We start from the raw sequence: 26130 nt of genomic DNA, 5'->3' as shown, positions 1-26130 counted from the left end.
ATGGCGATGACAACCAAGTTCGAACTGAAAGACCTGATCCGCGCAGACAATTTCATCGACGGCAAATGGGTCGCCGCCGCAAGCGGCAAGCGCTTCGGCGTGACGAACCCGGCAACAGGCGAAGTGATCGCCGATGTCGCCGACAGCGGCGAAGCCGATGCCCGCGCCGCCACCGACGCCGCCGCGCGCGCCTTCCCCGCATGGCGCGATGCGCTACCGAAAGAGCGCGCGGCCGTGCTGCATCGCTGGCACGCGCTGATGCTGGACAACGCCGACGCGCTCGGCCGGCTGATCTCGCTCGAACAGGGCAAGCCGTTCGCGGAAGGACGCGGCGAAGTGCTGTACGGCGCATCGTATGTCGCGTGGTTCGCGGATGAAGCGACGCGCATCTACGGCGACATCATCCCGCAGCAGCAGCGCGGCAAGCGGATGAGCGCGATCAAGGAACCGATCGGCATCGTCGCGGCGATCACGCCGTGGAATTTTCCGCTCGCGATGATCGCGCGCAAGATCGCGCCTGCGCTCGCGGCTGGCTGCACGGTGGTTGGCAAGCCCGCCGAGGACACGCCGCTCACCGCGCTCGCGCTCGTGCTGCTCGCGCATGAAGCGGGCGTGCCGCCGGGCGTGCTGAACCTGATCTCGGCATCGCGCGAGAACGCGGTGCCAGCGGTTGCGGACTGGCTGCACGACGGCCGCGTGCGCAAGATCACCTTCACCGGTTCGACGCCGGTCGGCAAGTATCTCGCGCGCGAATCGGCGGAAACGCTCAAGAAGCTTTCGCTGGAACTCGGAGGCAACGCGCCCTTCATCGTCTTCGACGACGCCGATCTCGACGCCGCCGTGGCGGGCCTGCTCGCATCGAAGTTCCGCAACGGCGGGCAGACCTGCGTGTGCCCGAATCGCGTGTACGTGCAGTCGGGCGTGTATGAGAAGTTCGCGGACCTGCTCGCCACACGCGTCGCGGCGCTGAAAGTCGCGCCCGCCACCGACCCCGACGCGCAGATCGGCCCGATGATCAACGCCCGCGCGATCGACAAGATCGCGCGCCACGTCGACGACGCCGTGAACAAGGGCGCACGAGTGGTCGCCGGCGGCAAGCGACTGACCACGCTCGGACCGAACTACTACGCGCCGACCGTCCTCGCTGACGCAACAAGCGACATGCAACTGAGCTGCGAGGAAACCTTCGGCCCGGTGGTGCCGCTCTTTCGCTTCGACGACGAAGAGCAAGCGATCCGCGCAGCCAACGACACACCGTTCGGCCTTGCGTCGTATTTCTACAGCAACGACGTGCGCCGCATCGACCGGGTCGCACGGCAGCTCGAAGCGGGCATCGTCGGCATCAACGAAGGCGCGCTCGCAAGCGAGGCCGCGCCCTTCGGCGGCGTGAAGGAATCGGGCTACGGCCGCGAAGGCTCGAAGTACGGCCTCGACGATTACCTGTCGATCAAGTATCTCTGCCAGGGCGGACTGGAATGAGCAGCCAAGCCTATCCGATCGAGATCGCGTTCCCGGACATCGGCGCCCACGAAGCGAGCGACTCCGGCATCGCGTACGTGCACACGTTCGACTCGGGCGTGGCCGGCCCGCATGTGATGATCAACGCGCTCACGCATGGCAACGAAGTGTGCGGCGCGATCGTCGTCGATGCACTTCTGCGCGCGAAGCTGCGACCGCGGCGCGGCCGGCTCACGCTCGCGTTCGCGAACGTGGCGGCGTACGGGAGCTTCGATGCGACGAAGCCCGATGCCGCGCGCTTCGTCGATCAGGACTTCAATCGCGTGTGGACAGCGAAGACGCTCGACGACACCTCGCGCGTTTCGAGTGAACTCGAACGCGCGCGCGCGATGCGTCCCGTGATCGATACGGTCGACCTGCTGCTCGACCTGCATTCGATGCACGAGAAGAGCGCGCCGCTGATCGTCGCGGGACCGCTCGCGAAGGGCATCGAACTGGCCGCGAAGCTCGGCACGCCCGCGACGGTCATCTGCGACGAAGGCCATCCGGAAGGCCGCCGCATGCGCGATTACGAAGGTTTCGGCGATCCGTCGAGTCCGAAGAACGCGCTCCTGATCGAATGCGGGCAGCACTGGGAAGCGAGCGCCGTCGATGTCGCACGCGATGTCACCGCGCGTTTTCTCGCGCTCTCGGGCGTGGTCGATGCGGACGATCTGCCGCAAGACTGGTTCGCTCCGCTGCCCGACGAAATGCTCGTGGTGCGCGTGACGGAGCCGGTCGTCGCGGACAGCATGGACTTCAGGTTCGCTGGCGAATACACCGGCCTCGAAGTCTTCGACAAGGCGGGCAGCGTGATCGGCTGGTCGAATGGCGAAGCGGTTTCTACGCCCTACGACGACTGCATGCTCGTGATGCCGTCGCTCAGGCAATTGCGCCCGGGCGTGACGGTCGTGCGGCTCGGCAGGATCGAACAGCGCATCGCGGCTTCACGCTAATCCACTCATCACCATTCCTAGACGAGCGACATGAAAGTACAGCAGATCAGGCAGAGCATCGAATTGCAGGGACTGGAGGACTGGGGCACGGCCGGGCTTCCCGGCACGCCGGAGATCAGGGTGTCGGGCGTGCAGCGCGTGATACCGGGCAACGATTCCATCGACACCGGCGTGTTCGAATGCACGCCGGGCACCTATCGTCGCGCGGTGAAGCAGGCGGAAGTGATGCACATGCTCGCCGGACGAGGCCGCTTTACGCCCGACGGCGAAGAGACGATCCACTTCAAGGGCGGTGATACGCTGTTCTTCGAAGCGAATACAGAAGGCTTGTGGGAAGTCGAAGAGACGATGCGCAAGATCTATGTGATCCTCTGAAGGACGCAAATGCTCAAGCGGGGCGCATCGACGATGCGCCCCGCTTTTCATTTACGCTTCGAGTTGTTCCAGCACCTTGCCCTTCGTCTCGATGCCGAGGAAATGCACCGCGACGGCGGCCAGCATCGGCACGGCGGCGAGCGTGTAGAACGCCACGTCCAGATTGCCGCCGACCAGCGTCTTGCCGACGAGCGCCGGCGCGAAGATCGCCGCTACCTTGAGCCATGCGCCGCCGAGTCCGCAGCCGAAGGCACGGATGCTCGTTGGGTAAAGCTCGGGCGTATAGACGTAGGCAGTGATGAAGCCGCACGCCATGAAGCCCAGCGCCAGCGCGCAGAACGTCGCGACGACATACACCGACTGCGCATGGAACACGCCGGCCAGCACGAGCGACATCGCGCACAGCACGAACGACCAGTTGATCACCGGCTTGCGGCCAACCTTGTCGACGATCAGCGCGCAGGTCAGCGAACCGATCACGCCTAGCACCGATGCCGCGACGGCCAGGTTCAGCGCGAGTTGCAGCGGCGCGTGATAGACGGTCTTGTAGATCGTCGGGAGCCACGTCGAGAGGCCGTACTGGATCACGCCGCAAGTCATCCACAGGAACGCCACCGCCACCGTGCGCTTGATGTAGGCGCGGCCGAACAGGTCGAGCGTGCGGCGCTTCGGATGGCGATGCACCATCGCTTCGAATTCGGCGATGCTGCCGACGGGCGGCAACGGGCCCTTCACGCTCGCTTCGAACGCGCGGAGCGCGCGATCCGCTTCGGTCATGCGCTCGCGCTCGCCGAGCCAGCGCGGCGACTCGGGCACGAGCACGCGCAGCATGAAGAACAGCACGAGCGGCACGCCGCCGATGAAGTACATCGCTTCCCAGCCGAAGCGCGGCACGATCCACGCGCCGAGCGCATTCGATGCAAGCAGGCCGATCGGGAACACGATCTCGTAGAGCAGCACGAAGCGCCCGCGTCCGTGAGCGCGCGTGATCTCGTTGATGTAGGTCGCGGCCACCGGCAATTCGCCGCCGAGCCCGAGACCCTGCACGATGCGAAGCGCGACGAACACCGCGAAGCTCGGCGCGAAGCCGCACGCGATGCTCGTCAGACCGATGATGCCCGAGCTCCACGCAATCGCCCGCACGCGGCCGTAGCGTTCGGCAAGCGACGGAAACAGGAACGCGCCGATCAGTTGCCCGATCGAGCCCGACGCGATCAGGAAGCCGACCTGCCCCGGCGTCAATCCCCACTTCTGGATCAGGAGCGGCAGCGTGGCTGCGATGGTGATGACGTCGAAGCCGTCGAAGAAGGTCGCCGCGCCGATCAGGAGCCGCGCGCGCACCTGCATGGCGTTGGCCGGCAGGCGCTCGATGCGCGCGATGATCGAGCCACGGGTCACCGTGCCCGAGACACTGGCGCCGCCCTGCTCCGCGATGGTGTTGCCGATAGTTCTCATGCCTGTTCCCTGTCGTGTGCCTGTCTGCTGCATAGAGTTACGCGAGCGCCTTGCCCGCGTCGACGAGCGTCGCGACATCCACCGCGCGCCCCTGGCCCATCCATTTGCGCGCGAGCTTCAGGTCGCGCGGCGAATTGATCGCGATGACGCCGCGAATCATGTCGTGCTCGATGAAGAAGAGCGTCGCGCGCCGCGCCTGCAAGTCGCCGCGCACGGCCGGCTCGATGCCCGCGGGAATGTCGCCGAGAATCTGCAGGTTCACGTCGTACTGATCCGACCAGAACCACGGAATCTCCGCATACGGCGCGCGCACGCCCATCAAGGCCTTGGCGGTCGCGATCGCCTGGTTCTGAGCGTTCGCCCACGATTCGAGTCGCACGCGGCGCTTCAGCCACGCGTTCGGGTGATTCGCGACATCGCCGCATGCGAACACGTACGGGTCGGCGGTCGCGCCGAATTCGTCGACGACGATGCCGTCGTTCACTTCGATGCCCGCTGCTTCGACGATGTCCGTGTGCGGCGTGAGGCCGATGCCCGCGACCGCGAAGTCGGCGTCGAGCGTCGTGCCGTCCGCGAAGGTGGCGCGCACGCCGTCGCCGTGATCGGTCAGCGCGACGAGCGAAGCGTCGAGACGCACATCGACGCCGTTCGAGCGATGCAGATCAAGCAGGAAATCCGACACGCCCTGCGGCACCGAGCGCCCGCAAAGACGCGGCGCACCTTCGACGACCGTCACGTCCACGCCGAGCTTGCGCGCGGTCGCCGCCACTTCGAGCCCGATCCAGCCGCCGCCGATCACGAGCACACGGCGGCTTTGACGAAGCCGCGAACCGAGCGCGACCGCATCGTCGAGCGTACGCAGATAAGTGACGTGCGAAGTCCTGACGAGCGAATCGGGCAGGCGGCGCGCGGCGCCGCCCGTCGCGATCACTAGGCGGTCGTACTGCACCTCGCGGCCGCTTGCGGTGCGCACAATGCGCGCCTCGCGATCGATCGATACCGCGCGATCCGGCTGCCATGCTTCGACGTTCAGCGCATCGAAGTCGTCGGTCGTGACGAGGCGCACGGTGTCGATATCGGCATCGCCGGACAGCACGGCCTTGGACAGCGGCGGACGCTCGTAAGGCAGATGGATCTCGTCGGCGATCATCACGAGGCGCCCGTCGAAACCTTCCTTGCGCAAGGTCTTCACGATCCATCCCGCCGCCTGTCCGCCACCGATCACGACGATCGTGCGCGGCGCATCCTCAACGCGTTCATCAGTCATTTTTACGCTCCGTCATGAACTTGCCCTCCGGCGCCCTGGCGTTCTTCTGCCGCCGCGTATTGCCATCGAGCCCACCATCGACCGCCCATTCCGCGAACACGGTCGGACCCGGTTCGAAGTCGCGCGGCTGCCAGTCCGGCGTGAGGATGTCCTCGTCCGCGTAGTACTCGATCAGGCCGCCCGCCGGATTCTGGAAGTACCAGAAGTACGCCGACGACACCGGATGCCGGCCCGGCCCGAGTTGCGTCGTCCACCCGCAGCGGCTGATGTGCAGGCCGCCGCCGAACACTTCATGGATGTCCCGCACGGTGAACGCGACGTGGTTCAGGCCGCGCTTGCCGTCCGGCAGTTGCAGCAGGAACAGGTCGTGATGGCCGCCGTGCGGTGCGCAGCGCATGAATGCGCCTCGGCCCGGATAGCGGTCGGAGGTCTCGAAGCCGAGCAGGTCGTGATAGAACTTCTCCTGCTCCGCGACGCAGTTCGTGAAGAACACCACATGTCCCACTTCAACCGGCTGCGCACGTTCGTACACGGGGCTCGGCGTATCGATGCGAAGCGTCTGGCCCCAGACGTTCGAAGGCGAACCCTTCACGTCGATGGCACGCTTTCTTGTCACTTCGACGCGGATCGCCATGCCGTTCGGATCGATGCAGCCGACGGCCTCGTCGTTCTCGAAGTGGCCCGGCTGGCCCGCGAAGCGCCCGCGCAGCGCATCGAGTTCCGCGCGCGTCGCCACGCCCCATGTCACTTCACGCAAGGTCGGACCTGGTTCGAAAGCGGGCGGCAGCGACGGATCGTTCGCATCGACGGCGAGGATCGTACAGCCGTTGAGCGACTCGAAGCGCGCTTGCGTCTCGTCATGCGCGACTTCCGTCAGGCCCCAGTCGGCGAAGAAGCGCCGGCAGGTCGCGAGGTCGGTCACGCCGTAGGTAATCTGTTCAATGCCCAGAATCGTCATGAATGCTCCTTCAGTTCGCCCACGGCAGCGGCGCGTCATTGAGGCCCCAGTACATGCTCTTTTGCTGCATGTACTCGCAGATGCCGAGGCGCCCCTTCTCGCGGCCCATGCCGCTGTCCTTCCAGCCGCCGAAAGGCGTCGAAATCGAAAACTGCTTGTACGTGTTGATCCAGACCGTGCCCGTTTCGAGCGCGCGGCCGATGCGCCAGGCGCGCTTGTAGTCGGCGGTCCAGATGCCGGCGGCGAGGCCGAACACGCTGTCGTTCGCTTCCTTCAGCAGCGACGCTTCGTCGTCGAAAGGCAGCACGACCAGCACCGGTCCGAAGATCTCTTCCTGGCAGATGCGCGCGTCGTTGGTGAGGCCGTCGAGGATCGTCGGCAGATAGAAGAAGCCCTGCTCGCGGCCGTCGCCGGTCGGACGTTCGCCGCCGCACAGGAGCTTGCCGCCTTCTTCGAGACCGAGCGCGACATAGCGCTCCACCGATTCGCGATGCTGTCCCGTGATTAGCGGCCCCATCTGCGTGTCTTCGCGCGACGGATCGCCGACGCGCAGCTTGCGCGCGCCATCCGCGAGACGCGACACAAACTCCTTGTAGACCGAACGCTGCACGAAGAGCCGCGAGCCCGCGATGCACGATTCGCCCGACGAACTGAAGATGCCGTACAGCACGCCGTTCACCGCATGATCGAGATCGGCATCGGCGAAGACGATGGTCGGCGACTTGCCGCCGAGTTCCAGCGACACCGGCATCAACTTGTCAGCCGCTAACCGCGCGATGCCGCGCCCTACTTCGGTACCGCCCGTGAACGCAATCTTCCTGACGAGCGGATGACGCACGAGCGCATCGCCGACGATCGAGCCCTTGCCCGGCAGCACGCTGATCACGCCGCGCGGCACGCCCGCTTCCTCACAGATGCGAGCGAGTGCGAGCGACGCAAGCGGCGTCACTTCGGCGGGCTTCAGCACGACCGCGTTGCCGGCGGCAAGCGCGGGCGCGAGCTTCTGCGCGTCCGATGCAATCGGCGAATTCCACGGCGTGATCGCCGCGACAACGCCGAGCGGTTCGTGCACGCTCATCGTCATGAAGTCGCCGCGCGAGGGCGTCAGCGTCTCCTCGAAGGTCTCGACGCACGCCGCGAAATAGCGGAACGTGTTCGCCGCGCTCGTGACGAGTCCGCGGGTTTCGCTGATGGGCTTGCCGTTGTCGCGCCGCTGCAGTTGCGCGAGCGCTTCGTGACGCGAGCCGATCAGGTCCGCGATGCGATGAAGCACGGCCGCGCGCTGATGCGGCTTCAACCCCGACCAGTTCGGCTTGCGCCACGCGGCATCGGCGGCTTCGACGGCTTCGCGCGCGTCATCGGCGTTGGCCGCGGTAATCTCGGCGTTGATCGACTGATCGGCGGGATAGAGGCTCGCGTACGGCGTGCCCTTGCCCACACGCCACTCGCCGCCGATGAAGATGTCGCTCGATGCGAGCAGACTGGATTCGGGTTGATTCATCTCTCAGGTTCCTTCAATGCTCAGCTTGGTTCAGATCACGCAGCGCGCGGCGCGATTGCGCAGCGCCCGGATCGCGCTGAACGCGGTCAATGCGGAGGTCTTCGGGTTGTCGGGCAACGGCTTGCCGCTCATTTCCAGCGACATCTCGCCGAACGCGCCGCGCGCGACGATCCGGTGCACGTTGCGCTCGACAGCCGGGTCGGCGATCAGGCGCACGATGGTTTCATCGAGGCCGAGGCCCGCGAGCGCGATGGTCGCCGCGACGTTGGCGTTCTTCGGATAGAGCCGTGCCGCATCGCGCGCACTGCCTTCGAAGATCACGCGCGCTTCGGTCAGCGCGCGCAGGTCGCACACGTCTTCCGCAGGCGTGCCGAGCCAGCCGGTCGGCGGCTTTCGGCCCGTGTACAGCACTTCGTCCAGGCCGCCTTCTTTCGCTGCGGCAAGCGCGTCGACACCGCCGATCGCGCCCGACAGCAGCGTGAGCGTGGCCGCGCCTTCGCCCGCTGCGTTCGAGAGCGCGTCGAGCAGGCTCATGTCGGAGAGCGCGCCGATGGATGCCACCGCGCAGTCGGTGCCCGACTTGAGGAGCGGCACAACGTGATCGACGAGCGCACTGTGGCCCGCGCATTCGAGCGCGAACTGCGGATGGCTCGACAGCGCCGCCACCGACGACACGACGTCCACTTCCGCGCCGACAGTCGCGCGCACCTGCGCCATGTAGCGCTCCGGCACGATCACATGCGAGACGTGAACCTGCGGATCGGCCGCGACCGCGCGATACACCGCCGAGCCGATCGCGCCGAAGCCGATCATTGCGACGTCGATCGCCGCATGCGGCCGATGCTGTCCGTTATGCATATTCCGGCTCCTTCGGTTCTTCCTTCTTGACGGGCGGACCGGCGAACGCGGTCGCGAACGAGCCGACCGACAGCATGTCCACTTCGACGAGCACCGGGCCATCCACCGCGAGACCTTCGCGGATGATGTCGTCGGCGTGATCGAGCGACGCGATGCGCCGGTGCGCAAGGCCGAAGCTTGCGCAGAACTGCGCGAAATCCGGCTGGTGCAGGTCGACGAACATGCGGCGGCCGCCATATTGCGCGTCCTGAATGTTGCGGATCACGCCGTAGCATTGATCGTTCATCAGCACGATCATCACGTTGGCCTTTTCCTGCACGGCGGTGACGAGTTCGCCGACGTTCACCATCAACCCGCCATCGCCGACGAGACATACGGTCTTCGCAGCCGAATGCGCGAGCGCCGCGCCAATCGCCATCTGCATGCCCTGCCCGATGCCGCCGCCGAGCGCATGCACGCCCGCGCGCGGCTGGAACACCTTCAGCAGGCGATTGCCCCACGTGCTGTTCGAAATCGTGACGTCACGCACCCAGTTGTAGTCGCGGCCCACCGCGCGCTGCAGCGCTTCGACGAGGCGCTTGTACGGCCCGAGTCCCTTCGCGACATCGGCGCCGGCCGTCTCGCGCGCTGCGGCGAGATCGCCCGCGAACTTCGGGTCGACCTTCAGGCGCCCTTCGAGGCGCGTCGCAAGTTCATCGAGGGCCGATGCCGCGTCGCCATGCACGAAGAGTTCGTTGCGATAGCCGCGGCTGTCCGCGAGAGCGTCGGCGTCGATGCGATACAAAGGCTGCGGCAGCGCGAGCTTGTACTTCAGCGTCTCGTTGCCGCGCAAACGCGAGCCGACCACGAGCATCGCATCGCAGGTCTTGTAGAAGCTTTCCACCGACGGATGCACGTTGAACGCGCCGAGCGTCGCCGGATGGTCTTCCGGCAGCACGCCGCGTCCCTGCACGCTCGTCACCACGCCGAAGCCGAGCGCGACGAGCCGCTCGACCGCCGAACGCGCATGACGCGTGCCGCCGCCAAGCCACAGGAGCGGCCGCTTCGCACGCGCCAACGCTTCGGCAAGCTGCTCGATGCGCGCGCTGTCGTGCGTGAGGCGCGTGACGTGCGGCGCGGCCAGATCGGCGGGCCATTCGATTTGCGCCGCCTGAATGTCGATCGGAATCTCGACGCTCACCGGACCGCTCGGCGCGGCTTGCGCAGCGCGCACGGCTTCGCGGATCGTCGGCAGCGCGGTCTCGACCGAGCGCACGCGGAACGCGGCCTTCGATATCGACGAGAGCATCGACAGTTGATCCGGCGCTTCGTGGATGTAGGCGAGGTCCTGATCGAGGTATTCGGTTTCGATCTGCCCGGTGACGTGCAGGAGCGCGGTGCCGGCGGTCAGTGCCTCGACCATCGCGCCTGCCGCGTTGCCCGCGGCCGTGCCCGTCGACGTGAACGCGACGCCGAGACCGCCCGAGACACGGGCGAGGCCGTCGGCCATGTTGAGCGCGCCCGCTTCGCCGCGCGCGCCGACATAGCGGATGTTGCCGCGCCGGCCGATCGCGTCGAGGATCGGCATGTTGTGGATCGAGATCACGCCGAACGCCGTGCGCACGCCGCATTGTTCGAGGAAGGCGGCGATCAGTTCGCCGACGGTGGTGGTGTTAGACATGTCGAGCAACGCCTCCAGAGACATCGATATGGCTGCCGGTCGTGTAGGACGACAGGCTCGTGGCCAGATAAAAAAGCGCCTGCGCCGCTTCTTCGGGACGTCCGAAGCGGCCGAGCGGAATGTTTTTCTTGCGTGCGAGTTCGCTGGTCCAGTCTTCCCAGCTCTGGCCGGGCGCCGCCTGCGTCTCGAAGCGCCGCCGCCATTGCCCCGACTCGACGATGCCGATCAGAATCGAGTTCACGCGGATGCGCTCGGGCGCGAGTTCCACCGCCAGCGACTTCACTAGGCTCAGCGTGCCCGCGCGCGCCGACGAGGTCGCGACCATGTGCGGCTCGGGCTGCAACGCAAGCAGCGAATTCACGCAGACGATCGACGGCGTTTGCGATTCGCGCAGCATCGGCAGGAATGCGCGCGTCGGGCGGATGACGCTGAAGTACTTCAGCTCCAGTTCCTCGCGCCAGGCGTCGTCGGTGGTATCGGCGAAGGTCGAGACGCGGCCCTGGCCTGCGTTGTTCACCAGCATGTCGGTGCGGCCAAAGCGCTTCTGCACCTGCGCGGCAAATGCGGCGACATCGTCGGCATCGAGCACGTCGCAGCGCGCGGCGAGCAGTTGCGCCTCTGGAAACTTCGCCTTCAGCGCGGCCTCTGCCGCTTCGAGCCGTCCCGCGTCGCGACCGCATATCGCGACCGATGCGCCCGCGCGCAGAAACAGTTCGGCCGTTGCGAGACCGATGCCGGACGAGCCGCCCGTCACCACCGCCATCTGGCCTGAGAGATCGATCTGGATCATTGCAACCCCAAGGACTTCATGTATTTGCTTTCCGCGGCGGGCCGGTAGTTCAGGCGCCGCGAGAGTTCGGCCGCCGCATGGCGCACCTTGTCGACGAGACCGCTGTCGAAGAGCGTCGCGTCGATCTCGGGGCGCGGGATCGTCGTCGTGATGACGGCGACGATGCGTCCCGTGTCGTTGCGCACCGGCGCCGTGACGACCGAAATGCCACGTTCGAACGACGACTGGCTGATCGCATAGCCACGCTCGGCGTCCTCGCGCACGCGCTCGTAGAGTTCCTCGACCGTTTCCGGCGTGAGCTTCGTGAAGCGTTCCAGAGGCTTCTCGGGATACAACGCGCGAAGTTCATCGAGCGTGAGATCGCCCATCAGCACGTGGCCGTGAGTCGTCGCATGCGCGGGCAGGCGCGTGCCGACGTTCACCTTCACCGAACTGAAGATCGGCGCGTGGCTCTGCGCCTTCGCGACGAATACGACATCGCGGCCATCACGAATCAGAATGTGGCTCGTGAGTCCGGTCGAATCGCGCAGTCCTTCGATGATTGGCAGCCCAAGGTCGGTGAGTTCCAGCGAACTCAGGTACTCGAAGCCGAGCCGCAGCACCGCGACGCCGAGCCGGTAATTGCGGTCCTTGTCGGCGCGCTCCAGAAAGCCCAGCGATTCGAGCGTCTGCAAGAGGCGAAACACCGTCGTGCGAGGAATCTTCAGGCGCTTCGACAACTCGGGCGCGCCGAGCACCGGCTCGCGCGGCGAAAACTCGGTCAGGATTTTCAGACCGCGTTCGAGGCCCGGCACCATGTAGTTCGTGTCGGCTTTATCGGCATCGTCGGATGTCGCGCTGATCGTGTCGGGTGTCATTCAAATGCTCCGTGGTGCTCCGCTCGCCCGGCAGAACGCTTCGATCAGCGTCGTGTAGGCGGCGGGTGATTCGACGTAGCCCGCGTGTCCCGCATGCGGGATCACCCGCAGGCTCACACGCGCGGCTTCTGCAATGCGCTCGCACGCGGCGGGCGGCGTGATCGTGTCGTCGGCGCCGACGGCCACCGCGATGCGTCCGCGATAGCGCGCCAGGTCCGACGCGAGATCCGCGTTCGCTAGCAGATGGGTCGCCTGCGCGTAGCCGGCCGGGACGATGCGCGCCATGTTCCAGCGCACCCAGGCTCGGGCATCTTCGCTTGCGTGCGCCGAGAGCATGTTGGCGCTGCGCTTATCCGCGAGTCCTCGCGGACCGAGTTCGGCAAGCATCGCGAGACGTGCATCGCGCTTCTCTTCGCGCACCTCGATCGATGCCGCGCCGTATCCGCCCGCCGGCGACACGAGCATCAGGCCCGCGACGCGCGATGCATGCTCCGCCGCGAACGCGCCCGCGACGATTGCGCCGAGCGAATGCCCGACGATCAAGCAGCGTTCGAGATCGAGCGCATCGAGCCAGTCGACGAGCGCTGCCGCGTAGTCCGATGCAGCCGGCGACACCGGTTCGACCGGACTCGATGCGCCATACCCCGGCGCGTCCCATGCGAGCACGCGCCGTGTCGCGCCGAGCGATTCCATCTGCCGCACCCACGAAGCCGCGGTTGACCCGATCCCGTGCAGCAGCACGACCGGCATGGTGCGCAGATGCGCTGCACCTGCCTCGCGATAACCGATCGTGCGATGCGCAGTGTCGATGCGCGCTTCGGGGAACGAGGCGAGCGCGTCGGCGTGAGTGAGCGTAGGCGTGGACATGGCTTAGCGCTTGAGCCTGGCGAGGGGCGAATCGGGCGGATACGTCGGCGTGACCGGCTTCGGTGCGCCGAGCATCACGCACATCAGCGCGTCTTCCTCGCCGATGTTCACTTCCGTGCGATACACGCCCGGCGGCACGGAAATCAGGTCGCGCTCGCCGACGATCGTCTCCCACGTGTCGCCGTCTTTCTCGAGGATCACCTTCATCTTTCCGCGAATCACGAAGAAGATCTCTTCGACATCCATGTGGATGTGGCTCGGGCCGATGTTGCCGGCGGGGATGACCATCGTCGAGAACGTGAAGCCGCCGGCCGGGACCGTGTTCACATCCTTCGCGACGCCGGTGCCGCCCGTGCCGACATAGCGCATCTGCGCGCGGCGATATTTCGGATCGTAGTCGGCCTGGAACTTCAGTGCGTCCCAGTCGTACTTGCGGGTTTCGAGCCGCGCGACGCGCGATTCCATCCACTGCGCGAAGCTCGCGCCTGCGGGTTGATCCCACGACTTGCGTTCGATATCTGCATCCGCCATCTGTTTCTCCTAGTCAGCCAGACAAATTCAATTCATCACGAAGCCGCCGTTGACCGGCAACAACTGGCCGGTCACGAAGCGCGCCGCATCGGACAACAGGAACAGCACCGGGCCGTTCACGTCGTCGGGAACCTGCGCGCGGTTGAGCGCGCGGCCCTTCAGGTAGTACTCGTGGCGCTCGGCCGGGACATACGCCGTCGCTTCCACTTCGGTGAGGCCGGGCGCGATCGCATTGACCGTCACGCCGTACGCGCCGAACTCGCGCGCGAGCGAACGCGTCATCGCGATCACCGCACCCTTGCTCGCCACGTAGGCGAGCAGCTTCGGTGCGCCCCACAAAGCGGTATCGGAGGCGATGTTGACGATCGCGCCGCGCCCCGAGTCGCGCAGATGCGGCATGGCCGCCGTGCTCGCGAGCCAGGTGCCGCGCACGTTCACGTTCATCACGGCGTCCCACGTTTCGGTGGTCAGCTCGTCGGCGAACTTGCCGCCCGAGTTGGTGATCGCCGCGTTGTTGATGAGCCCGTCGAGGCCGCCGAGCTTCTCCACGCTCATCGCGATGCACGCTTCGATGCTGGCCGGATCGGCGAGATCGAGCGGGATGAAATGCGCGGCATGGCCCGCTTCGGTGAGCGTCGCGGCAAGCGCGCGGCCTTCGGCTTCGAGCACGTCGCCGAATGCGACCTTCGCGCCGCGCCCGGCTAACGTCGTCACGAACGCGACGCCGAGTCCGCGCGCCCCGCCCGTCACAAATACGCGTCGGCCTGCAAGCGCGTCATGCATGGGATTGCTCCGCTTGCGCCTTGGCCCTGGCTTGTTCCTCTCGGTGCGCTGCCAGCGCCGCGAGATGCTGCTGGCCGCGCTGCTTGAGCATGCGGCGCACGCGCGTCATGCCGACGTCGTGCTGATAGAGGAATTCGTGATCGCGCGCATGCGGCGCCATGCTTTCCAGAACGTAGCGGTCCTGTTCGAGCACGGCCCAGTGCAGGCCTTCCAGCCGGTTGCGGTACATGAAGCGCCATGCATCGCGCTGCCAGCCCGAAACCTTGCGCGTGCGCCAGAAGTAGACCTGGCAGTTGTCTTCATCGACGGGAACCGCAAAGCCGATGATCCCGAAGTTGCCGCCCGGACCAAACTTCTTCTTGTACGGAATCGCGAGGCGCATCCAGAGGCACCCTGTCTCGCCCAGTTCGACCCAGTCGAAGTTGACGTCGCGCTGGCCGACCTTTTCGAACATCAGACCCGTATCGGTCTTGCGCACTCGCATGTCGGCCTGCTTGTCGCCTTCTGCCATCGAATGCGAGGTGGCATGCAGATACGCGCCGTGCATCGGGTCCATCACGTTGTCGATCGCGTACTGGTAATTGCACTTCCAGTGCGACATGCAGAGAAAGCTCGCGTATTCGTCGCCGGCGAGTTCTACCGGCAGCACGAGCGGCGCCGGTTCCTTGTTCGCGTCGTCGCCGAACCAGAGGAAGATCGCGCCCGCGCGCTCTTCGACCGGATACGACTTCACGCACTTCTGCCCTTCGAGCGGACAGGCCGACACCGCCGGCACTTTCTGCACGGTACCGCTGCCATCGACTTCGATGCCGTGATACCAGCATGCGACGCTGCCGCCGAGATTCCAGCCGAGCGACAGGCGCGCGCCGCGATGCGGGCAGCGGTCTTCGAGCGCGTGGACTTTGCCTTCCTGATCGCGCCACAGCACGATCTGGTCGCCCAGACGCGTCAGGCCGATCGGCGCATTCGCGACCTGCCAGCTCGGCGCGACGGGATACCAGTAGTTGCGCAGACCGCGGTCGAGATAGGCCTGCACTTCATCGGCCGGGGCGGTATTCATAGTGGGGGACGTCATGAACAAACTCCGAATGCGTTTTCGTTGATGTGGCCGCGTTCATTCGGCAAGCGTGCGCAGTTCCGTCGCGAGCCGGTCGGACGTCCACGCGCTGCCCTCGGGCGTGCGAAAGCCGATGCGGTTCAGGCCTTCGACGACCTGCTCCAGCTCCAGCGCGCCCGCTTCGAACACCTGTTCGAGCGCATCGCCGAAGTCGTTCTCGTACTGCGTCGGCTCGGCACGGCGCGTCTGCCAGATGAAGTTTTCGGTTTCGCCCGGCTTCTCGATCACGCCCTTGCCGGCGACGTTGTTCGGCTGCGGCGCGAGCCACGGCTTGAGGAAGGGATTGAAGTTCACGACGACCTCTCTCATGTCATTCCACCTTGATCTGGATTTCTTCACCGGCGAGCCGCACCGAATACATCTTCAGGTCGCGGCCACCGGGCTCTTTCAGGCATTTGCCTGTCGGGATGTGGAACACGGCTTCGTGCAGCGGGCACTCGACCGTGTCGCCATCGACGAAGCCCTGCGTCAGCAGCGCATACGCGTGCGGACAGACGTTCTCGAGCCCATATACCTCGTCGCCCACCTTGTAGATCCCGACTTCCACTCCGTCACCGAGCTTGAACTCGATCGGAGCGTCTTCCGACAGGTCACCGGCATGTCCGGCGCAGCGCCATTGTTCAGACATCTTTCACCCTTTCTCTGGTTCGACTATGTTCCACATAAGGAACGATAGTTTATGTATGGTCATTATAGGAGCCGTTTTGCCGGGAGAAAATAAAAACTTGCCCGATAGGTGAAAACACCGACGCGACGTCCCAAAAATGTCCGCCATCGACACCAACAGGTACCGGCAAAGTGCACCCAAAGGCTTTACCAATAAGGCAGTGACGCATATTGCGCGCCCACCGCAGGCCTCAAGGCCTCCCGTTTTCCCGTCTCAAAACTTTATTTTTTCCTGCTGCAAACTCACTATACTTTTCCATAGGCAGTACGTCGATCCATATATGGAACAGACGAAGAGACGACTGCCGCTGCGGACGGAAGTGGTCCCGGCAAGCGAACAGAAGAGCAAGACAGCGGCGGGAAACGGTCCCGCTCATGTACCACACGGTTAGGAGAGCGAAGGGTGAAGCACATCATTGCAGCCGGGCTGATCGGAGCCGCAGTCGCATCGGGCGCGTGGGCGCAAAGCAGCGTGACGCTGTACGGCAGTCTGGATGCCGGCATCGCGTACATCAACAACGCGGGCGGCCATCCGAAGTGGATCGAGGAACAGGGCAACATGCAGCCCGACCGCTGGGGTCTGCGGATCGTTGAGGATCTGGGCGGGAAGCTGAAGACCGTCGCGCAACTGGAGAACGGGTTCTATACGAACACCGGCATGATGGCGAAGAGCGGCGTGCTATGGAACCGGCAGGCGTACGTGGGCCTGAGCCACGACGATATCGGCACGGTGACCTTCGGCCATCAGACGCCCTTTAGCTTCGACATGCTCGGTCCGCTATCGACGGCCTATCAGGCCGCGAGCTGGTACGCGTTCCACCCGGGCAACATCGACGCGCTGGCGGACACCGGCGTCGTGCCCTACGACAACTCCGCCAAGTTCCGTTCGGCGAGCTTCGGCGGGTTCACGTTCGGCGCGATGATGGGACTCGGCAACACGACGAACTTTTCGTTCGGCAAGACGCTCGGCTTCGGTGTGAGCTATGCGAATGGTCCATTCAGGGCGGCCGCGACCTATTCCAACGAGCACAACCGCACGCCGGCGATCGCGACGACCGGCATCACCACGTTCCAGGGCCAGCCGGCCGCGACCTACGTCGCCGACAAGCTGCAGAACATGGGCGCAGGCCTCTCATACGAGATCGGCAACGTGCTCGTGCATGGGCTCTATACGCGTGTGAAGCTCGAATCGAACGGCTTCTCCGATACGTTCCAGAGCTAAGACGTCGGCGCGACCTGGAAGGTGATCCCGACGAACTGGATTGCGGGCGGCGCGGCCACGACAACCCTCGAAGGCAAGCGCTGGACGCAGTTCGAGATCGGCGATATCTACCTGCTCTCGAAGTCGACGCAGCTCTATGTGAACGCGCTCTACGAGCACGGCAGCTCGGGCGCGAAGGGCGCGTTCTTCACGGCCGGGGTGTCGAGCACGGCCAATCAGGTGATCGTGCTCGCGGGCATCCACCACTCGTTCTGAGCGGGGGCCGGGCTTTAGTGCGCGGCGGCCGCGTGACGGCGCGCGAGGCGGGCGGTCGGATCGTCGGCGTCCGGGCGATGATTGAGGCGCGCCGAGAGTTCGATCGCCGCGCCGCACACCGCTTCGATCAGCCGGTTTTTCTCGTCCTCCGTCGCGCCGATCTCGGAACGCGGCACGGTCGCCGTGATCGCCGCGACGATCGCGCCCGCGCCGTCGCGCACCGGCGCGGTCACGACGGAGATACCGCGTTCGAACGATGCCTCGCTCAGTCCGAAGCCAGCCGCCGCGCATTCGCGCACGCGCAGATCCAGTTCCTCGACCGTCGATGGCGTGCGCTCGGTGAACTGTTCGAGCTTGCCTTCGGGATAAAGCTGGCGCAGCGCGTCGAGCGTGAGGTCGCCCATCAGCACATGGCCGTGCACCGTCGCGTGCGCGGGCAGCCGAGTGCCGACGTGAACCTTCACCGAGCTGAACATCGGCTCGTGACTCTGCGCCTTCGCGACGAACACGACATCGCGTTGATCGCGGATCAGCAGATGCGTGGTGAGGCCGGTTACAGCGCGCAGGCGTTGGAGCACGGGCGTGCCGAAGTCGGTGAGTTCGAGCGAGCTCAGATATTCGAAGCCGAGCCGCAACACCGCGACGCCCAGCCGGAAGTTGCGGTCGCCGTTCACGCGTTCGAGAAAACCGAGCGCTTCGAGCGTCTGCAGCAGGCGAAACGTCGTCGTGCGCGGAATGCCGATACGCTTCGACAATTCCGGCGCGCCGAGCACGGGCTCGCGCGCGGAGAATTCAGCGAGGATGCGCAAGCCGCGTTCGAGCCCCGGCACGAGGTAGGTCGATGCGGACGCGCCCGCGTCGTCATCGGACGAATCGGTGATGCGGGTCCCCTCTTGCTGCTTGTCTTGCTTGGGCATGGCCAGTTGGTCGCGTTGGATCGATTAGCCGAATCATAGCGCGGCGGAGCGTGCGAGTGGGCGTCGGACGCCCCGGCCACCGGTCCCGTGCCGCTCACGCGTGATCGGTAGAGATCGCGACGTCGTGCCATGCCTTCAGTTCGGCATCGACAAAACGGTTCTTTTCCTCGATACGCGCAATTGTGTCGGTGCCGAGCGGCAGACGCACGGGCGGCTTCGGGCTGTCGGCGAGTTTCATCATCGCCGCCGCGAGCCGCGCCGGATCGCCCGGCTGCTGATGGTTCGCACCGGCCGCGAAATCCCGCATCGCGCCCACGGTTTCTGCGTAGTCGTCGATATGCAGTTTCGTCGAGACCAGCGAATTGTCGTTGAGGAAATCCGTACGGAAGAAGCCCGGCTCGACAACCGTCGCGAAGATGCCGAGTGGCGCCAGCTCGCGAGACAGCGCTTCACTCAGGCCTTCCACGGCGAACTTCGTCGCGCCGTAGACGCCCCAGCCCTGATACGACGAATAGCCGCCGATCGACGAAATGTTGATCACGTGACCGCTGCGTTGCGCGCGCATCTGCGGCAGCACGGCACGTGTCACGTTCAAGAGACCGAACACGTTCGTACCGAAGACCGCTCGCACTTCGCTGTCGCTCGATTCCTCGACGGCGCCGAGCAACCCATAGCCCGCGTTGTTGACGAGCACATCGATGCGTCCGAAGCGCTCGACCGCGTGCTGCACGGCCTGCTGCGCGTCGGCCTCGTTCGTGACGTCGAGTTTCACCGCGAGCAGGTTCGGCTGTTCGCCGAGGCGCTCGGTCACTGTCTGCGGCTTGCGCGCCGTCGCGACAACGCGATCGCCCCGGTCGAGCGCCTGTTTTGCGACGAGCGCGCCGAAGCCGCGCGAGGCACCCGTGATGAACCACACCTTGCCAGTATTCGATTGGGACATGATCGATGTCTCCTTCAGTTCGGTCAGTGAAAGGGACTCCGCAAAGGAGCCTGCAACTACTGCGGCGTAACAACCGCCGGCGCGCACACGCACTCGGGCGCGCCCGGCACCGCGCGAACCCGGGCGGGCGTGCGCGAGAGCCGGTAGGGAACCTTGAGGACGGGCCAGAACGCACCGTTCGCATCGCGTGCGACGCTCAGCACATCGGCGAGAAAGTCGCCGTCTTCGACCAGTTCGTTCACCCGCGCGACCGCCACCGCGCGTACCCCCGCTGCACGCAGGCTCGCGACGGCGCGCTGTCTCGTGAGAGCGCTGCACTTCGCTTCCATCGCGTGCGCCTTCAATGATTCTGGTGCGTGATGACTGTCGCATTCCAGCCAGACGTGACCATCCGCGCATGCGACGGCTACGCCTTGCGGCTCCGGATTGCCCGTCGCAAAGAGCGCACACCACGCGGCGACGTCCTGCATCGAAATCTCTATGAACGATCCCGCTTCACGCGATGCCTCGACGAGGCTCGCGACGATGGCGAAGAGCGCGGCCTGTCCGCCGAGAATGTCCGCGCCGGATGCGCCGAGCTTCACCGGCTCGCCCTCGCTGCGGGTGAGGTCCATGAGTCCGCCCATCGCCTGGATCACGGTGTCGAATGCGGGACGGCCCGGATATGCAGACTCGGTGCCGAAGCCCGAGATGGAGCAATAGATCAGCTTCGGGTTGATCGCAGCGAGCGCTGCGCGATCAAAGCCGAGCTTCGCAACCGCGCCGGGCCGAAGGTTTTCGACGAGCACGTCCGCCGAGGCGAGCAGCGTGCGCAGATACGCGCGGTCGCGCTCGTGCCTGAGGTCGAGCGAGAGGGTCTGCTTGTCCGTGTTGTTGAGCGCGAAGAAATAGCTCGTGCCGCCCTGACCCGGCACCCACGCCCGCGCGATCTCGCCATCGGGGGGCTCGATCTTGACGACCTGAGCACCGAGCGCGGCGAGATGCTTGCCGACGAGCGGCGCCGTCGTGTACTGGCCGATCTCGACGACCTTTACACCGGCGAGCGGTCCGGCATCGTCGTCACGCTCGACGTTCGACGACACAGCGGGAAGCGCGCCCGCTGCATCGGCCGTCAGCGGTTGCGTCCGGAACACGGAAACGTCGCGATAGGTGTCGCGCCCGATGCCATGCGCCTCGATCTGCTTCGCCGCGAACGCGTGGCGCAGGCGAAAGTTGGCCTCGCGCGACAGGTCCGCTACGCCGACGATCGGCCCGGCCGCCACGCCGATTCGCTCGCAAAGACGCGTGCATGCTTCGGTGGTGAGCGTCGTGGTCCATGCTTCGATCAGGCGGTCGAGTTCATCGACATGGCGAACCCGGTCGGCAAGGGTGGCGAAGCGCCCGTCGTCCAGTTGCGGCACGCCGGCGACGCTCCTGATCTTGCGCCATTGCTCTTCGGTGCTCGTGCAGATGAGTATCCAGCCGTCGAGCGTCCGGTAGGCGTTCCAGGGCGCGCAGGCCGGATGCCGGTTGCCGACGCGTCCCGCCGTGCCCTGCGTGAACGCGGCCGGCAGGAACGTGGTCAGCGCGCTCGCCGCGCAGCCGAACAGCGTCACGTCGATGTTCTGCCGGATGCCGCGCAGCCGCGCAACGCGAATCGCCGATGCGACCCCAGCGCACGCATACATCGCCGCCGACATCTCCGTGAACGGCACGCCGATGCGCACCGGCTGGCCGCTTGCGAATCCGGTCGTGTCCATGAGGCCGGTCATCGCCTGAATCTCTGCATCGGACCAGCGCACGCCGGCGCGCGATCCTTGTGCGCCGGTCGCGGTGATGTCGCAGATCACGTGCTCACCCGCCGCCTTCAGTTCGGCGATGACGCCTCGCTGCGCCGCCGTGCCCACATCCGATGAAACGACGATCGCGTCGTAGCCGAAATCGCCGATGTGCGCTGCATCGGTGACGTGGACCTCGGCGCCGGACCGTTCGAAGAGCGTCGCGCTCAGTTTCACCGCACTGCGTGCACCCCACGCGAGAATTCGCACACCGTCCAGCATTGCCGTCTCCTTGAGTATCGCGGGATGCGCCACGCTCGCGTTACTCACGCTGCTCGTTGCGCCCGACCCTTGAATCAACGATACGTCGCAAGGCAGCGCCGGACAAACGACATTTCCTCGGCACTCGATTGAGTTTTGCTCAAGCGACGCCGGCGGAGCATCCTGTTCGTTTCCCGGTCGCGGCGCACGACGCCCGTGCTACCATTTTCGAATGCGAACGCTCCCGTCCCTCAACGCGCTGCGCGCCTTCGAAGTCTGCGGGCGTCTCTTGAGCGTTCAGCTCGCGGCTGACGAGCTGAACGTCACGCCCGCTGCCGTCAGCCGGCAGATCAAGTTGCTGGAGGACCAGCTCGGCGTTATGCTCTTCGAGCGCGGACATCGGGCGATCACGCTGACGCCGATGGGCGAGCGCTATCTGACGGACATCGTGCGCGGCTTCGAAACGATGCGCACCGCGACCATCAATCTCACCGAGGCGCGCCGCCGCCGCACGCTGAAAATCCGCGCCTACACCACCTTTTCCATGAACTGGCTGCTGCCGCGGCTCTCGACGTTTCATCGCGATCATCCCGACATCGAAGTGAGCCTGACGACCTCGCTGCAACCGGTGGACTTCAACGTGGACCACGTCGACGCCGCGATCCGGCTTTCGCACGCGCCCTCGTCCGATGTGGGCGCGGACCGGCTCGTGCCGAACGAACTCGTGCCGGTGTGCAGCCCCGAGTTCCTGCGCGCCCATCCCGATCTCAACGATGCGACGCCCGAAAGCCTGCGCAAGGTGTCCCTGCTGCATTCGCTCGCGCGCCGCGAAGACTGGGCGAAATGGCTCGATGCCGCGGGCGTGCGCGGCGTCAATCCGCTCTCTGGCCTAAGCTACGAAAGCTCGATCCTCGCGTATTTCGCCGCGACGCAGGGACACGGCATCGCCATCGCGCAACGCGTGCTGGTCGCCGACCAGCTTGCGGCCGGCACGCTCGTGATGCCCTTTTCCTTCGTCCTGGATCTGGGCACGTACACTTACTACCTCGTCTATCCGCCCGCCCATCTCGCGAATCCCGAGTTCGCGGCGTTCCGCACCTGGCTGCTCTCGACCTGCGACCAGCGTTCGTGACGCTTTTCGCCGGTCGCTTCAACGCCCCTTGAAATGCGGCTTGCGCTTCTCCGCGAACGCCTTGCGTCCTTCGACCCGGTCTTCCGATTCGCGCATCGCACCCCAGGCAAGCTCGGTGAATTCGATCGCCTGCGTGAGCGGCACGTTGCTGCTCGTTTCCGCGATCTTCTTGATCATCTGCACCGCGAGCGGGCCGTTCGCCGCGATTGCCGCCGCCAGTTCGAGCGCCTTGTCCATCAGCGCTTCTGGCTCGGTCACGTCGGAGATCAGACCGATGCGCTCCGCGTAGGCCGCGTCGATCCTGCTGCCGCTGAGGAGCATCTTCATCGCGATGGCCGAAGGCACGGCTTTCTGCAGCGCCTGAATACCGCACACGGCCGGAATGCTCGCCACGACGGCCTCCGGCAATCCGAATACCGCGTTGCCCGACGCGATCCGCAAGTCGCACTGCAGCGCCAGTTCCAGTCCGCCGCCGAGGCAATAGCCGTTGATCGCGCCGATGACCGGCTTGAAAATGCGCAGCGAACTCAGGTCCATCATCCGGACATAGACGCCCTCGGCCGCCGCGCGATCGATCGATTTGACGAACGACGAACTGAAGCTCGTCGCGGGCGGCAGCGTGTTCTTCAGATCCGCGCCGACGCAGAATGACTTGTGTCCCGCGCCCGTGAGCACGATCACGCGCACGTCGTCATCGTCGCGGGCCGCCGAGAGTGCGGCGCGCAGTTCGCGCAGGCTGTCCAGATCGAGCGCGTTGAGCGCTTCCGGACGATCGAGCGCGATGGTGGCAATGTGATTCGATACCGCGTAGTGGATGGTCATCGTCGTCTCCCTCAAACGCTTGCCGAGGACAGCGACCGGCCGCCGCACACATAGAGCGTCTGCCCGGTGATGTACGACGCCTCCCGCTGCGCGAAGAACAGCACGGCCTGCGCGATGTCCTCGGGCGTGCCGATGCGCTGCACCGGCACGGATTTCTTGAGCCGCTCCTGAAGAGCGTCGTCGAATGCGCGAAAGAGCGGCGTGTCGACGATGCCCGGCGCAATCGCGTTGACCGTGACGCCGGCGCTCGCCCATTCCAGCGCCAGGCTGCGCGTGAGGCTCACCACGCCGCCCTTCGCCGCCGAATAGTTCGACTGCCCGGCGCCGCCGAGCCACGCACGCGACGAGATGTTCACGATGCGCCCGTAGCGCGCCTCGCTCATGTGTGCGAGCACCGCGCGGCAGCACAGGAACTGCGATTTCAGGTTCACGTCGATGACGGCCTCCCAGTCCTCGTCGCTCATCTTCGTGATGCGCTTGTCGCGCACGATCCCCGCGTTGTTCACGAGCAGGTCCGCGCGGCCAAAGCGCTCGACGACCGCCGCCACCGCCTGATTGACGGAGTCGCTCTTCGTCACGTCGACCGCCAGGCCAACGACCTCGCTGCCCGCCGCGGCGAGCGTGCTGCAGGCTTCGTCGAGGCTCGCGCGGTCCAGATCGAACAGTGCGATGCGGCGGCCCGTGCGCGCGAGCGCCGCGGCGATGCCCAGGCCGATGCCTTTTGCGCCCCCTGTGACGATGGCGACTTCGGCGGAACGATGCTGTTCGGACGTGTTCATGGCGTTTCCCGGTGGAATGAATGACTTGGACGCTTCGATGCTAGGGCGCCCTTGCCCGCCGCTCAAACGACTTTTTCGACGCGTTCGATTGACCTGTGCTCAATCGAAGGAACGCGCCCTAGTGCAGGAACGCGCCGCGCGATGACCGCATAAAAAATCAATCGAGAACGCAGAAAAAGTCGTTTGCGCGCGGGCCGTGTGCCTACCTACGATGCGTTCATGCAACGAGCTTCGCTTCATCTGCGCGTGTATTCGCGCCGGAGCACGCACACCGCCTCATGCATGACAAACACATACCGGAGACAGCAATGGAAAGCACCCTTGAAGGCATCGTCGAGGCATCGGCGACACCGCTCACGCGAGCGCAGCGAAAAGCCATCGTCGCGGCGACGCTCGGCACCATCGTCGAATTCACCGACTGGATCATTTACGCGACCTTCGCGTCCCTCTTCTCGCGCCACTTCTTTCCCGCTCACAACGACCGTGTCTCGCTGCTCTCCGCGTTCGCCGTGTTCGCGGTTGGCTTCGTGATGCGGCCGATCGGCGGTGCATTGCTTGGCGCCTACGCGGACCGGCACGGCCGCAAGAACGGCCTCGCGCTGTCGGTGGCGCTGATGGCGGGCAGCTCGCTCGTCATCGCGATGTGTCCCGGCTACGCGACGATCGGCATCGCGGCGCCGCTGATCCTGGTGCTCGCGCGGCTCGTGCAGGGTTTCGCAGCGGGTGGCGAGTTCGGCTCGGCCTCGACGTTCCTGATCGAATCGGCGGCGCCATCGCGGCGTGGTTTCGCCGGCTCATGGCAGCACTTCGCCGTGAATGCGGGCGTGCTCGTCGCCGCGTTGATCGGCTACATCCTGACCTCGACTATCGCCGCGCCGGACATGGCGAGCTGGGGCTGGCGCATTGCGTTCGCAGTGGCCGGGCTGATGGGCTTCGTCGCGCTGTGGGTGCGCCTCTCCGTCGCCGAGACCGATGCGTTCAAGCGCACTGCCGCGTCGCACCGGCAGGGCGGCCATCCGTTGCTCGTGATCCTGCGCGATCACCGGCGTGCAGCGCTGCGCGTGATCGGCATCGCTATGGCTGGCAATCTCTGCGTCTATCTCTGGCTCGTGCTGTTCCCGACCTTCGCTCACCTGCGTACGGGCATCGCATTGCGCGATGCGTTCAGCGCTAGCGTCATTTCGATCGTCGCATCGCTCGTTGCGATTCCGCTGATCGGGATGCTGTCGGACCGCATCGGACGCAAGCCGGTGCTGCTGGTGTTCGCGGGCGGCTCCGCGCTCTTCGCGTGGCCTGCACTGCACTTCCTCTCCAGCGACTTCTGGACCGCGACCGCCATCGTCACGATCGGCATGCTGCTCTCGTCGGGCTTCGCGGCGACCTGCGCGACCGTGATGGCCGAGCAGTTCCCGGCGCACGTGCGCGCGACCGGCGTGGCGTTGCCGTACGCGATATCGGCGGCGGTGTTCGGCGGCACGCTGCCCTACATCATGACGGCCATGTCGACGTCGGGCTTGTCGCAGTACGTGTGGGTCTATGTCGCTGCGGTGTGTGCGGTCGGCTTTGTGGTCTATGCACGGATGCCCGAGACTCGCGGCAAGACGCTCGATTAAGGTGCAGCTGGGCTGCACCGACCGATGTTCCTGACGCTTCTATAGAACTTGCTTTGCCTTGGTCTATTAGCTCGCCCCTGTGCGGGGCGGCAGTTACTTTCTTTGCTGCTGCAAAGAAAGTAACCAAAGAAAGCAGCTTTTTCAGGCAACAGTCTTAGGACGGCAACGCACTGGCAATAGCGATTGGCCCAGCGCCTAAGTGTTGCCCTCACAGAACTTTGGTTCGTCAGTAAAAACTGTGGGTCGACGGAGGCTCGGGTAGTTTTCCAAGTGCATGATAAAGCGCGATTTCTG

General features: G+C 65.5%; 24 protein-coding genes and 1 pseudogene. 6 read left to right on the top strand and 19 right to left on the bottom strand.

Annotated elements, in window-relative coordinates; all coding sequences use genetic code 11:
* Positions 1 to 6 precede the first annotated feature (6 nt).
* From AWB81_RS18500 to AWB81_RS18490, 3 genes are read left to right on the top strand one after another with little or no spacing between them, the layout of a single operon-like run.
* A complete protein-coding gene (locus AWB81_RS18500) occupies positions 7 to 1479 on the top strand; it encodes an NAD-dependent succinate-semialdehyde dehydrogenase (protein ID WP_062638071.1) in 1473 nt (490 codons plus the stop codon).
* The gene (locus AWB81_RS18495) at positions 1476 to 2453 is read left to right on the top strand and encodes a M14 family metallopeptidase (protein ID WP_062637972.1); all 978 of its coding nucleotides are present in this window, start codon (positions 1476 to 1478) and stop codon (positions 2451 to 2453) included. The genes AWB81_RS18500 and AWB81_RS18495 overlap by 4 nt, the downstream gene beginning before the upstream one ends.
* A 30-nt stretch (positions 2454 to 2483) precedes the next feature.
* Positions 2484 to 2828, top strand: a complete 345-nt coding sequence (locus AWB81_RS18490; RefSeq protein ID WP_062637970.1) for a cupin domain-containing protein — start codon at positions 2484 to 2486, stop codon at positions 2826 to 2828.
* A gap of 51 nt (positions 2829 to 2879) precedes the next feature.
* Here AWB81_RS18490 and AWB81_RS18485 read toward each other — a convergent pair whose 3' ends face one another.
* The 14 genes from AWB81_RS18485 to AWB81_RS18420 are packed head-to-tail and all read right to left on the bottom strand — an operon-like array spanning position 2880 to position 16100.
* Positions 2880 to 4283: an MFS transporter gene (locus AWB81_RS18485; RefSeq protein WP_062637968.1), complete on the bottom strand. Its 1404-nt coding sequence runs from the start codon at positions 4281 to 4283 to the stop codon at positions 2880 to 2882.
* A 37-nt stretch (positions 4284 to 4320) separates the two neighbouring features.
* Positions 4321 to 5550: an NAD(P)/FAD-dependent oxidoreductase gene (locus AWB81_RS18480; protein WP_062637966.1), complete on the bottom strand. Its 1230-nt coding sequence runs from the start codon at positions 5548 to 5550 to the stop codon at positions 4321 to 4323.
* Positions 5543 to 6508 (bottom strand): VOC family protein, encoded by a 966-nt coding sequence (locus AWB81_RS18475; RefSeq protein ID WP_062637964.1) that lies wholly within the window; start codon positions 6506 to 6508, stop codon positions 5543 to 5545. The genes AWB81_RS18480 and AWB81_RS18475 overlap by 8 nt, the downstream gene beginning before the upstream one ends.
* A 10-nt stretch (positions 6509 to 6518) precedes the next feature.
* A complete protein-coding gene (locus AWB81_RS18470) occupies positions 6519 to 8009 on the bottom strand; it encodes an aldehyde dehydrogenase (RefSeq protein WP_062637962.1) in 1491 nt (496 codons plus the stop codon).
* A gap of 30 nt (positions 8010 to 8039) precedes the next feature.
* Positions 8040 to 8867, bottom strand: a complete 828-nt coding sequence (locus AWB81_RS18465) for an aspartate dehydrogenase (protein ID WP_062637960.1) — start codon at positions 8865 to 8867, stop codon at positions 8040 to 8042.
* Entirely contained in the window at positions 8860 to 10527 is a 1668-nt protein-coding gene (locus AWB81_RS18460; RefSeq protein WP_062638070.1) for a thiamine pyrophosphate-binding protein, read from the bottom strand. The genes AWB81_RS18465 and AWB81_RS18460 overlap by 8 nt, the downstream gene beginning before the upstream one ends.
* A complete protein-coding gene (locus tag AWB81_RS18455; protein WP_062637958.1) occupies positions 10520 to 11317 on the bottom strand; it encodes an SDR family oxidoreductase in 798 nt (265 codons plus the stop codon). The genes AWB81_RS18460 and AWB81_RS18455 overlap by 8 nt, the downstream gene beginning before the upstream one ends.
* Entirely contained in the window at positions 11314 to 12174 is an 861-nt protein-coding gene (locus tag AWB81_RS18450) for an IclR family transcriptional regulator (RefSeq protein WP_062637955.1), read from the bottom strand. Before AWB81_RS18450 ends, AWB81_RS18455 begins: the two co-directional genes overlap by 4 nt.
* Complete coding sequence (locus tag AWB81_RS18445) at positions 12175 to 13041, bottom strand: alpha/beta fold hydrolase (protein WP_062637953.1); 867 nt, start codon at positions 13039 to 13041, stop codon at positions 12175 to 12177.
* 3 nt (positions 13042 to 13044) lie between these two features.
* Positions 13045 to 13572: a cupin domain-containing protein gene (locus AWB81_RS18440; protein ID WP_062637951.1), complete on the bottom strand. Its 528-nt coding sequence runs from the start codon at positions 13570 to 13572 to the stop codon at positions 13045 to 13047.
* Positions 13573 to 13599: 27 nt separating this feature from the next.
* The gene (locus AWB81_RS18435; RefSeq protein WP_062637950.1) at positions 13600 to 14355 is read right to left on the bottom strand and encodes an SDR family oxidoreductase; all 756 of its coding nucleotides are present in this window, start codon (positions 14353 to 14355) and stop codon (positions 13600 to 13602) included.
* Entirely contained in the window at positions 14348 to 15430 is a 1083-nt protein-coding gene (locus AWB81_RS18430) for an aromatic ring-hydroxylating dioxygenase subunit alpha (protein ID WP_062637948.1), read from the bottom strand. The genes AWB81_RS18435 and AWB81_RS18430 overlap by 8 nt, the downstream gene beginning before the upstream one ends.
* 39 nt (positions 15431 to 15469) lie before the next feature.
* Positions 15470 to 15781 carry a recombinase-like helix-turn-helix domain-containing protein gene (locus tag AWB81_RS18425; protein ID WP_062637945.1) on the bottom strand — a complete coding sequence of 104 codons (312 nt, stop codon included), beginning with the start codon at positions 15779 to 15781 and terminating at the stop codon, positions 15470 to 15472.
* A 1-nt stretch (position 15782) separates the two neighbouring features.
* Entirely contained in the window at positions 15783 to 16100 is a 318-nt protein-coding gene (locus AWB81_RS18420; protein WP_062637943.1) for a non-heme iron oxygenase ferredoxin subunit, read from the bottom strand.
* A 441-nt stretch (positions 16101 to 16541) separates the two neighbouring features.
* Here AWB81_RS18420 and AWB81_RS18415 point away from each other — a divergent pair.
* Positions 16542 to 17615 (top strand): annotated as a pseudogene (locus AWB81_RS18415) (porin).
* A 14-nt stretch (positions 17616 to 17629) separates the two neighbouring features.
* Here AWB81_RS18415 and AWB81_RS18410 read toward each other — a convergent pair.
* From AWB81_RS18410 to AWB81_RS18400, 3 genes are all read right to left on the bottom strand, one after another.
* Positions 17630 to 18532, bottom strand: coding sequence for an IclR family transcriptional regulator (locus tag AWB81_RS18410; RefSeq protein WP_062637942.1), 903 nt, complete (start codon positions 18530 to 18532; stop codon positions 17630 to 17632).
* Between the two features lie 94 nt (positions 18533 to 18626).
* Positions 18627 to 19472, bottom strand: coding sequence for an oxidoreductase (locus AWB81_RS18405; RefSeq protein ID WP_062637939.1), 846 nt, complete (start codon positions 19470 to 19472; stop codon positions 18627 to 18629).
* A gap of 56 nt (positions 19473 to 19528) precedes the next feature.
* Positions 19529 to 21511: a CaiB/BaiF CoA-transferase family protein gene (locus tag AWB81_RS18400; protein WP_062637938.1), complete on the bottom strand. Its 1983-nt coding sequence runs from the start codon at positions 21509 to 21511 to the stop codon at positions 19529 to 19531.
* Positions 21512 to 21722: 211 nt separating this feature from the next.
* On the opposite strand from AWB81_RS18400, the gene gcvA reads away from it, so the two are divergent.
* Positions 21723 to 22622, top strand: coding sequence for a transcriptional regulator GcvA (gene gcvA, locus AWB81_RS18395; RefSeq protein WP_062637935.1), 900 nt, complete (start codon positions 21723 to 21725; stop codon positions 22620 to 22622).
* Between the two features lie 18 nt (positions 22623 to 22640).
* Here the strand turns inward: gcvA and AWB81_RS18390 are convergent, their stop codons facing one another.
* Together AWB81_RS18390 and AWB81_RS18385 are read right to left on the bottom strand one after the other, a co-directional pair.
* Positions 22641 to 23444 (bottom strand): enoyl-CoA hydratase/isomerase family protein, encoded by an 804-nt coding sequence (locus AWB81_RS18390; protein ID WP_062637933.1) that lies wholly within the window; start codon positions 23442 to 23444, stop codon positions 22641 to 22643.
* A gap of 11 nt (positions 23445 to 23455) precedes the next feature.
* A complete protein-coding gene (locus AWB81_RS18385) occupies positions 23456 to 24223 on the bottom strand; it encodes an SDR family oxidoreductase (protein WP_062637931.1) in 768 nt (255 codons plus the stop codon).
* A 308-nt stretch (positions 24224 to 24531) separates the two neighbouring features.
* On the opposite strand from AWB81_RS18385, the gene AWB81_RS18380 reads away from it, so the two are divergent.
* The gene (locus AWB81_RS18380) at positions 24532 to 25836 is read left to right on the top strand and encodes an MFS transporter (RefSeq protein WP_062637929.1); all 1305 of its coding nucleotides are present in this window, start codon (positions 24532 to 24534) and stop codon (positions 25834 to 25836) included.
* The last annotated feature ends 294 nt before the right edge of the window (positions 25837 to 26130 follow it).

This window comes from Caballeronia arationis, from assembly GCF_001544975.2.
GTDB classification, from domain to species: domain Bacteria; phylum Pseudomonadota; class Gammaproteobacteria; order Burkholderiales; family Burkholderiaceae; genus Caballeronia; species Caballeronia arationis.
The sequence above is the reverse complement of the archived record's forward strand: the minus strand, read 5'-3'. Positions and strand labels throughout refer to the sequence as shown.

Bases quoted from the DNA above. Each gene is read 5' to 3' on its own strand.
- AWB81_RS18480 (WP_062637966.1), bottom strand. From the start codon at position 5,550: ATGACTGATGAACGCGTTGAGGATGCGCCGCGCACGATCGTCGTGATC.
- AWB81_RS18485 (WP_062637968.1), bottom strand. From the start codon at position 4,283: ATGAGAACTATCGGCAACACCATCGCGGAGCAGGGCGGCGCCAGTGTC.
- AWB81_RS18470 (WP_062637962.1), bottom strand. From the start codon at position 8,009: ATGAATCAACCCGAATCCAGTCTGCTCGCATCGAGCGACATCTTCATC.
- AWB81_RS18435 (WP_062637950.1), bottom strand. From the start codon at position 14,355: ATGCATGACGCGCTTGCAGGCCGACGCGTATTTGTGACGGGCGGGGCG.
- AWB81_RS18490 (WP_062637970.1), top strand. From the start codon at position 2,484: ATGAAAGTACAGCAGATCAGGCAGAGCATCGAATTGCAGGGACTGGAG.
- AWB81_RS18430 (WP_062637948.1), bottom strand. From the start codon at position 15,430: ATGACGTCCCCCACTATGAATACCGCCCCGGCCGATGAAGTGCAGGCC.
- AWB81_RS18425 (WP_062637945.1), bottom strand. From the start codon at position 15,781: ATGAGAGAGGTCGTCGTGAACTTCAATCCCTTCCTCAAGCCGTGGCTC.
- AWB81_RS18400 (WP_062637938.1), bottom strand. From the start codon at position 21,511: ATGCTGGACGGTGTGCGAATTCTCGCGTGGGGTGCACGCAGTGCGGTG.
- AWB81_RS18420 (WP_062637943.1), bottom strand. From the start codon at position 16,100: ATGTCTGAACAATGGCGCTGCGCCGGACATGCCGGTGACCTGTCGGAA.
- AWB81_RS18450 (WP_062637955.1), bottom strand. From the start codon at position 12,174: ATGACACCCGACACGATCAGCGCGACATCCGACGATGCCGATAAAGCC.
- AWB81_RS18440 (WP_062637951.1), bottom strand. From the start codon at position 13,572: ATGGCGGATGCAGATATCGAACGCAAGTCGTGGGATCAACCCGCAGGC.
- AWB81_RS18455 (WP_062637958.1), bottom strand. From the start codon at position 11,317: ATGATCCAGATCGATCTCTCAGGCCAGATGGCGGTGGTGACGGGCGGC.
- AWB81_RS18410 (WP_062637942.1), bottom strand. From the start codon at position 18,532: ATGCCCAAGCAAGACAAGCAGCAAGAGGGGACCCGCATCACCGATTCG.
- AWB81_RS18495 (WP_062637972.1), top strand. From the start codon at position 1,476: ATGAGCAGCCAAGCCTATCCGATCGAGATCGCGTTCCCGGACATCGGC.
- AWB81_RS18380 (WP_062637929.1), top strand. From the start codon at position 24,532: ATGGAAAGCACCCTTGAAGGCATCGTCGAGGCATCGGCGACACCGCTC.
- AWB81_RS18385 (WP_062637931.1), bottom strand. From the start codon at position 24,223: ATGAACACGTCCGAACAGCATCGTTCCGCCGAAGTCGCCATCGTCACA.
- AWB81_RS18390 (WP_062637933.1), bottom strand. From the start codon at position 23,444: ATGACCATCCACTACGCGGTATCGAATCACATTGCCACCATCGCGCTC.
- AWB81_RS18405 (WP_062637939.1), bottom strand. From the start codon at position 19,472: ATGTCCCAATCGAATACTGGCAAGGTGTGGTTCATCACGGGTGCCTCG.
- AWB81_RS18465 (WP_062637960.1), bottom strand. From the start codon at position 8,867: ATGCATAACGGACAGCATCGGCCGCATGCGGCGATCGACGTCGCAATG.
- AWB81_RS18475 (WP_062637964.1), bottom strand. From the start codon at position 6,508: ATGACGATTCTGGGCATTGAACAGATTACCTACGGCGTGACCGACCTC.
- gcvA (WP_062637935.1), top strand. From the start codon at position 21,723: ATGCGAACGCTCCCGTCCCTCAACGCGCTGCGCGCCTTCGAAGTCTGC.
- AWB81_RS18500 (WP_062638071.1), top strand. From the start codon at position 7: ATGACAACCAAGTTCGAACTGAAAGACCTGATCCGCGCAGACAATTTC.
- AWB81_RS18445 (WP_062637953.1), bottom strand. From the start codon at position 13,041: ATGTCCACGCCTACGCTCACTCACGCCGACGCGCTCGCCTCGTTCCCC.
- AWB81_RS18460 (WP_062638070.1), bottom strand. From the start codon at position 10,527: ATGTCTAACACCACCACCGTCGGCGAACTGATCGCCGCCTTCCTCGAA.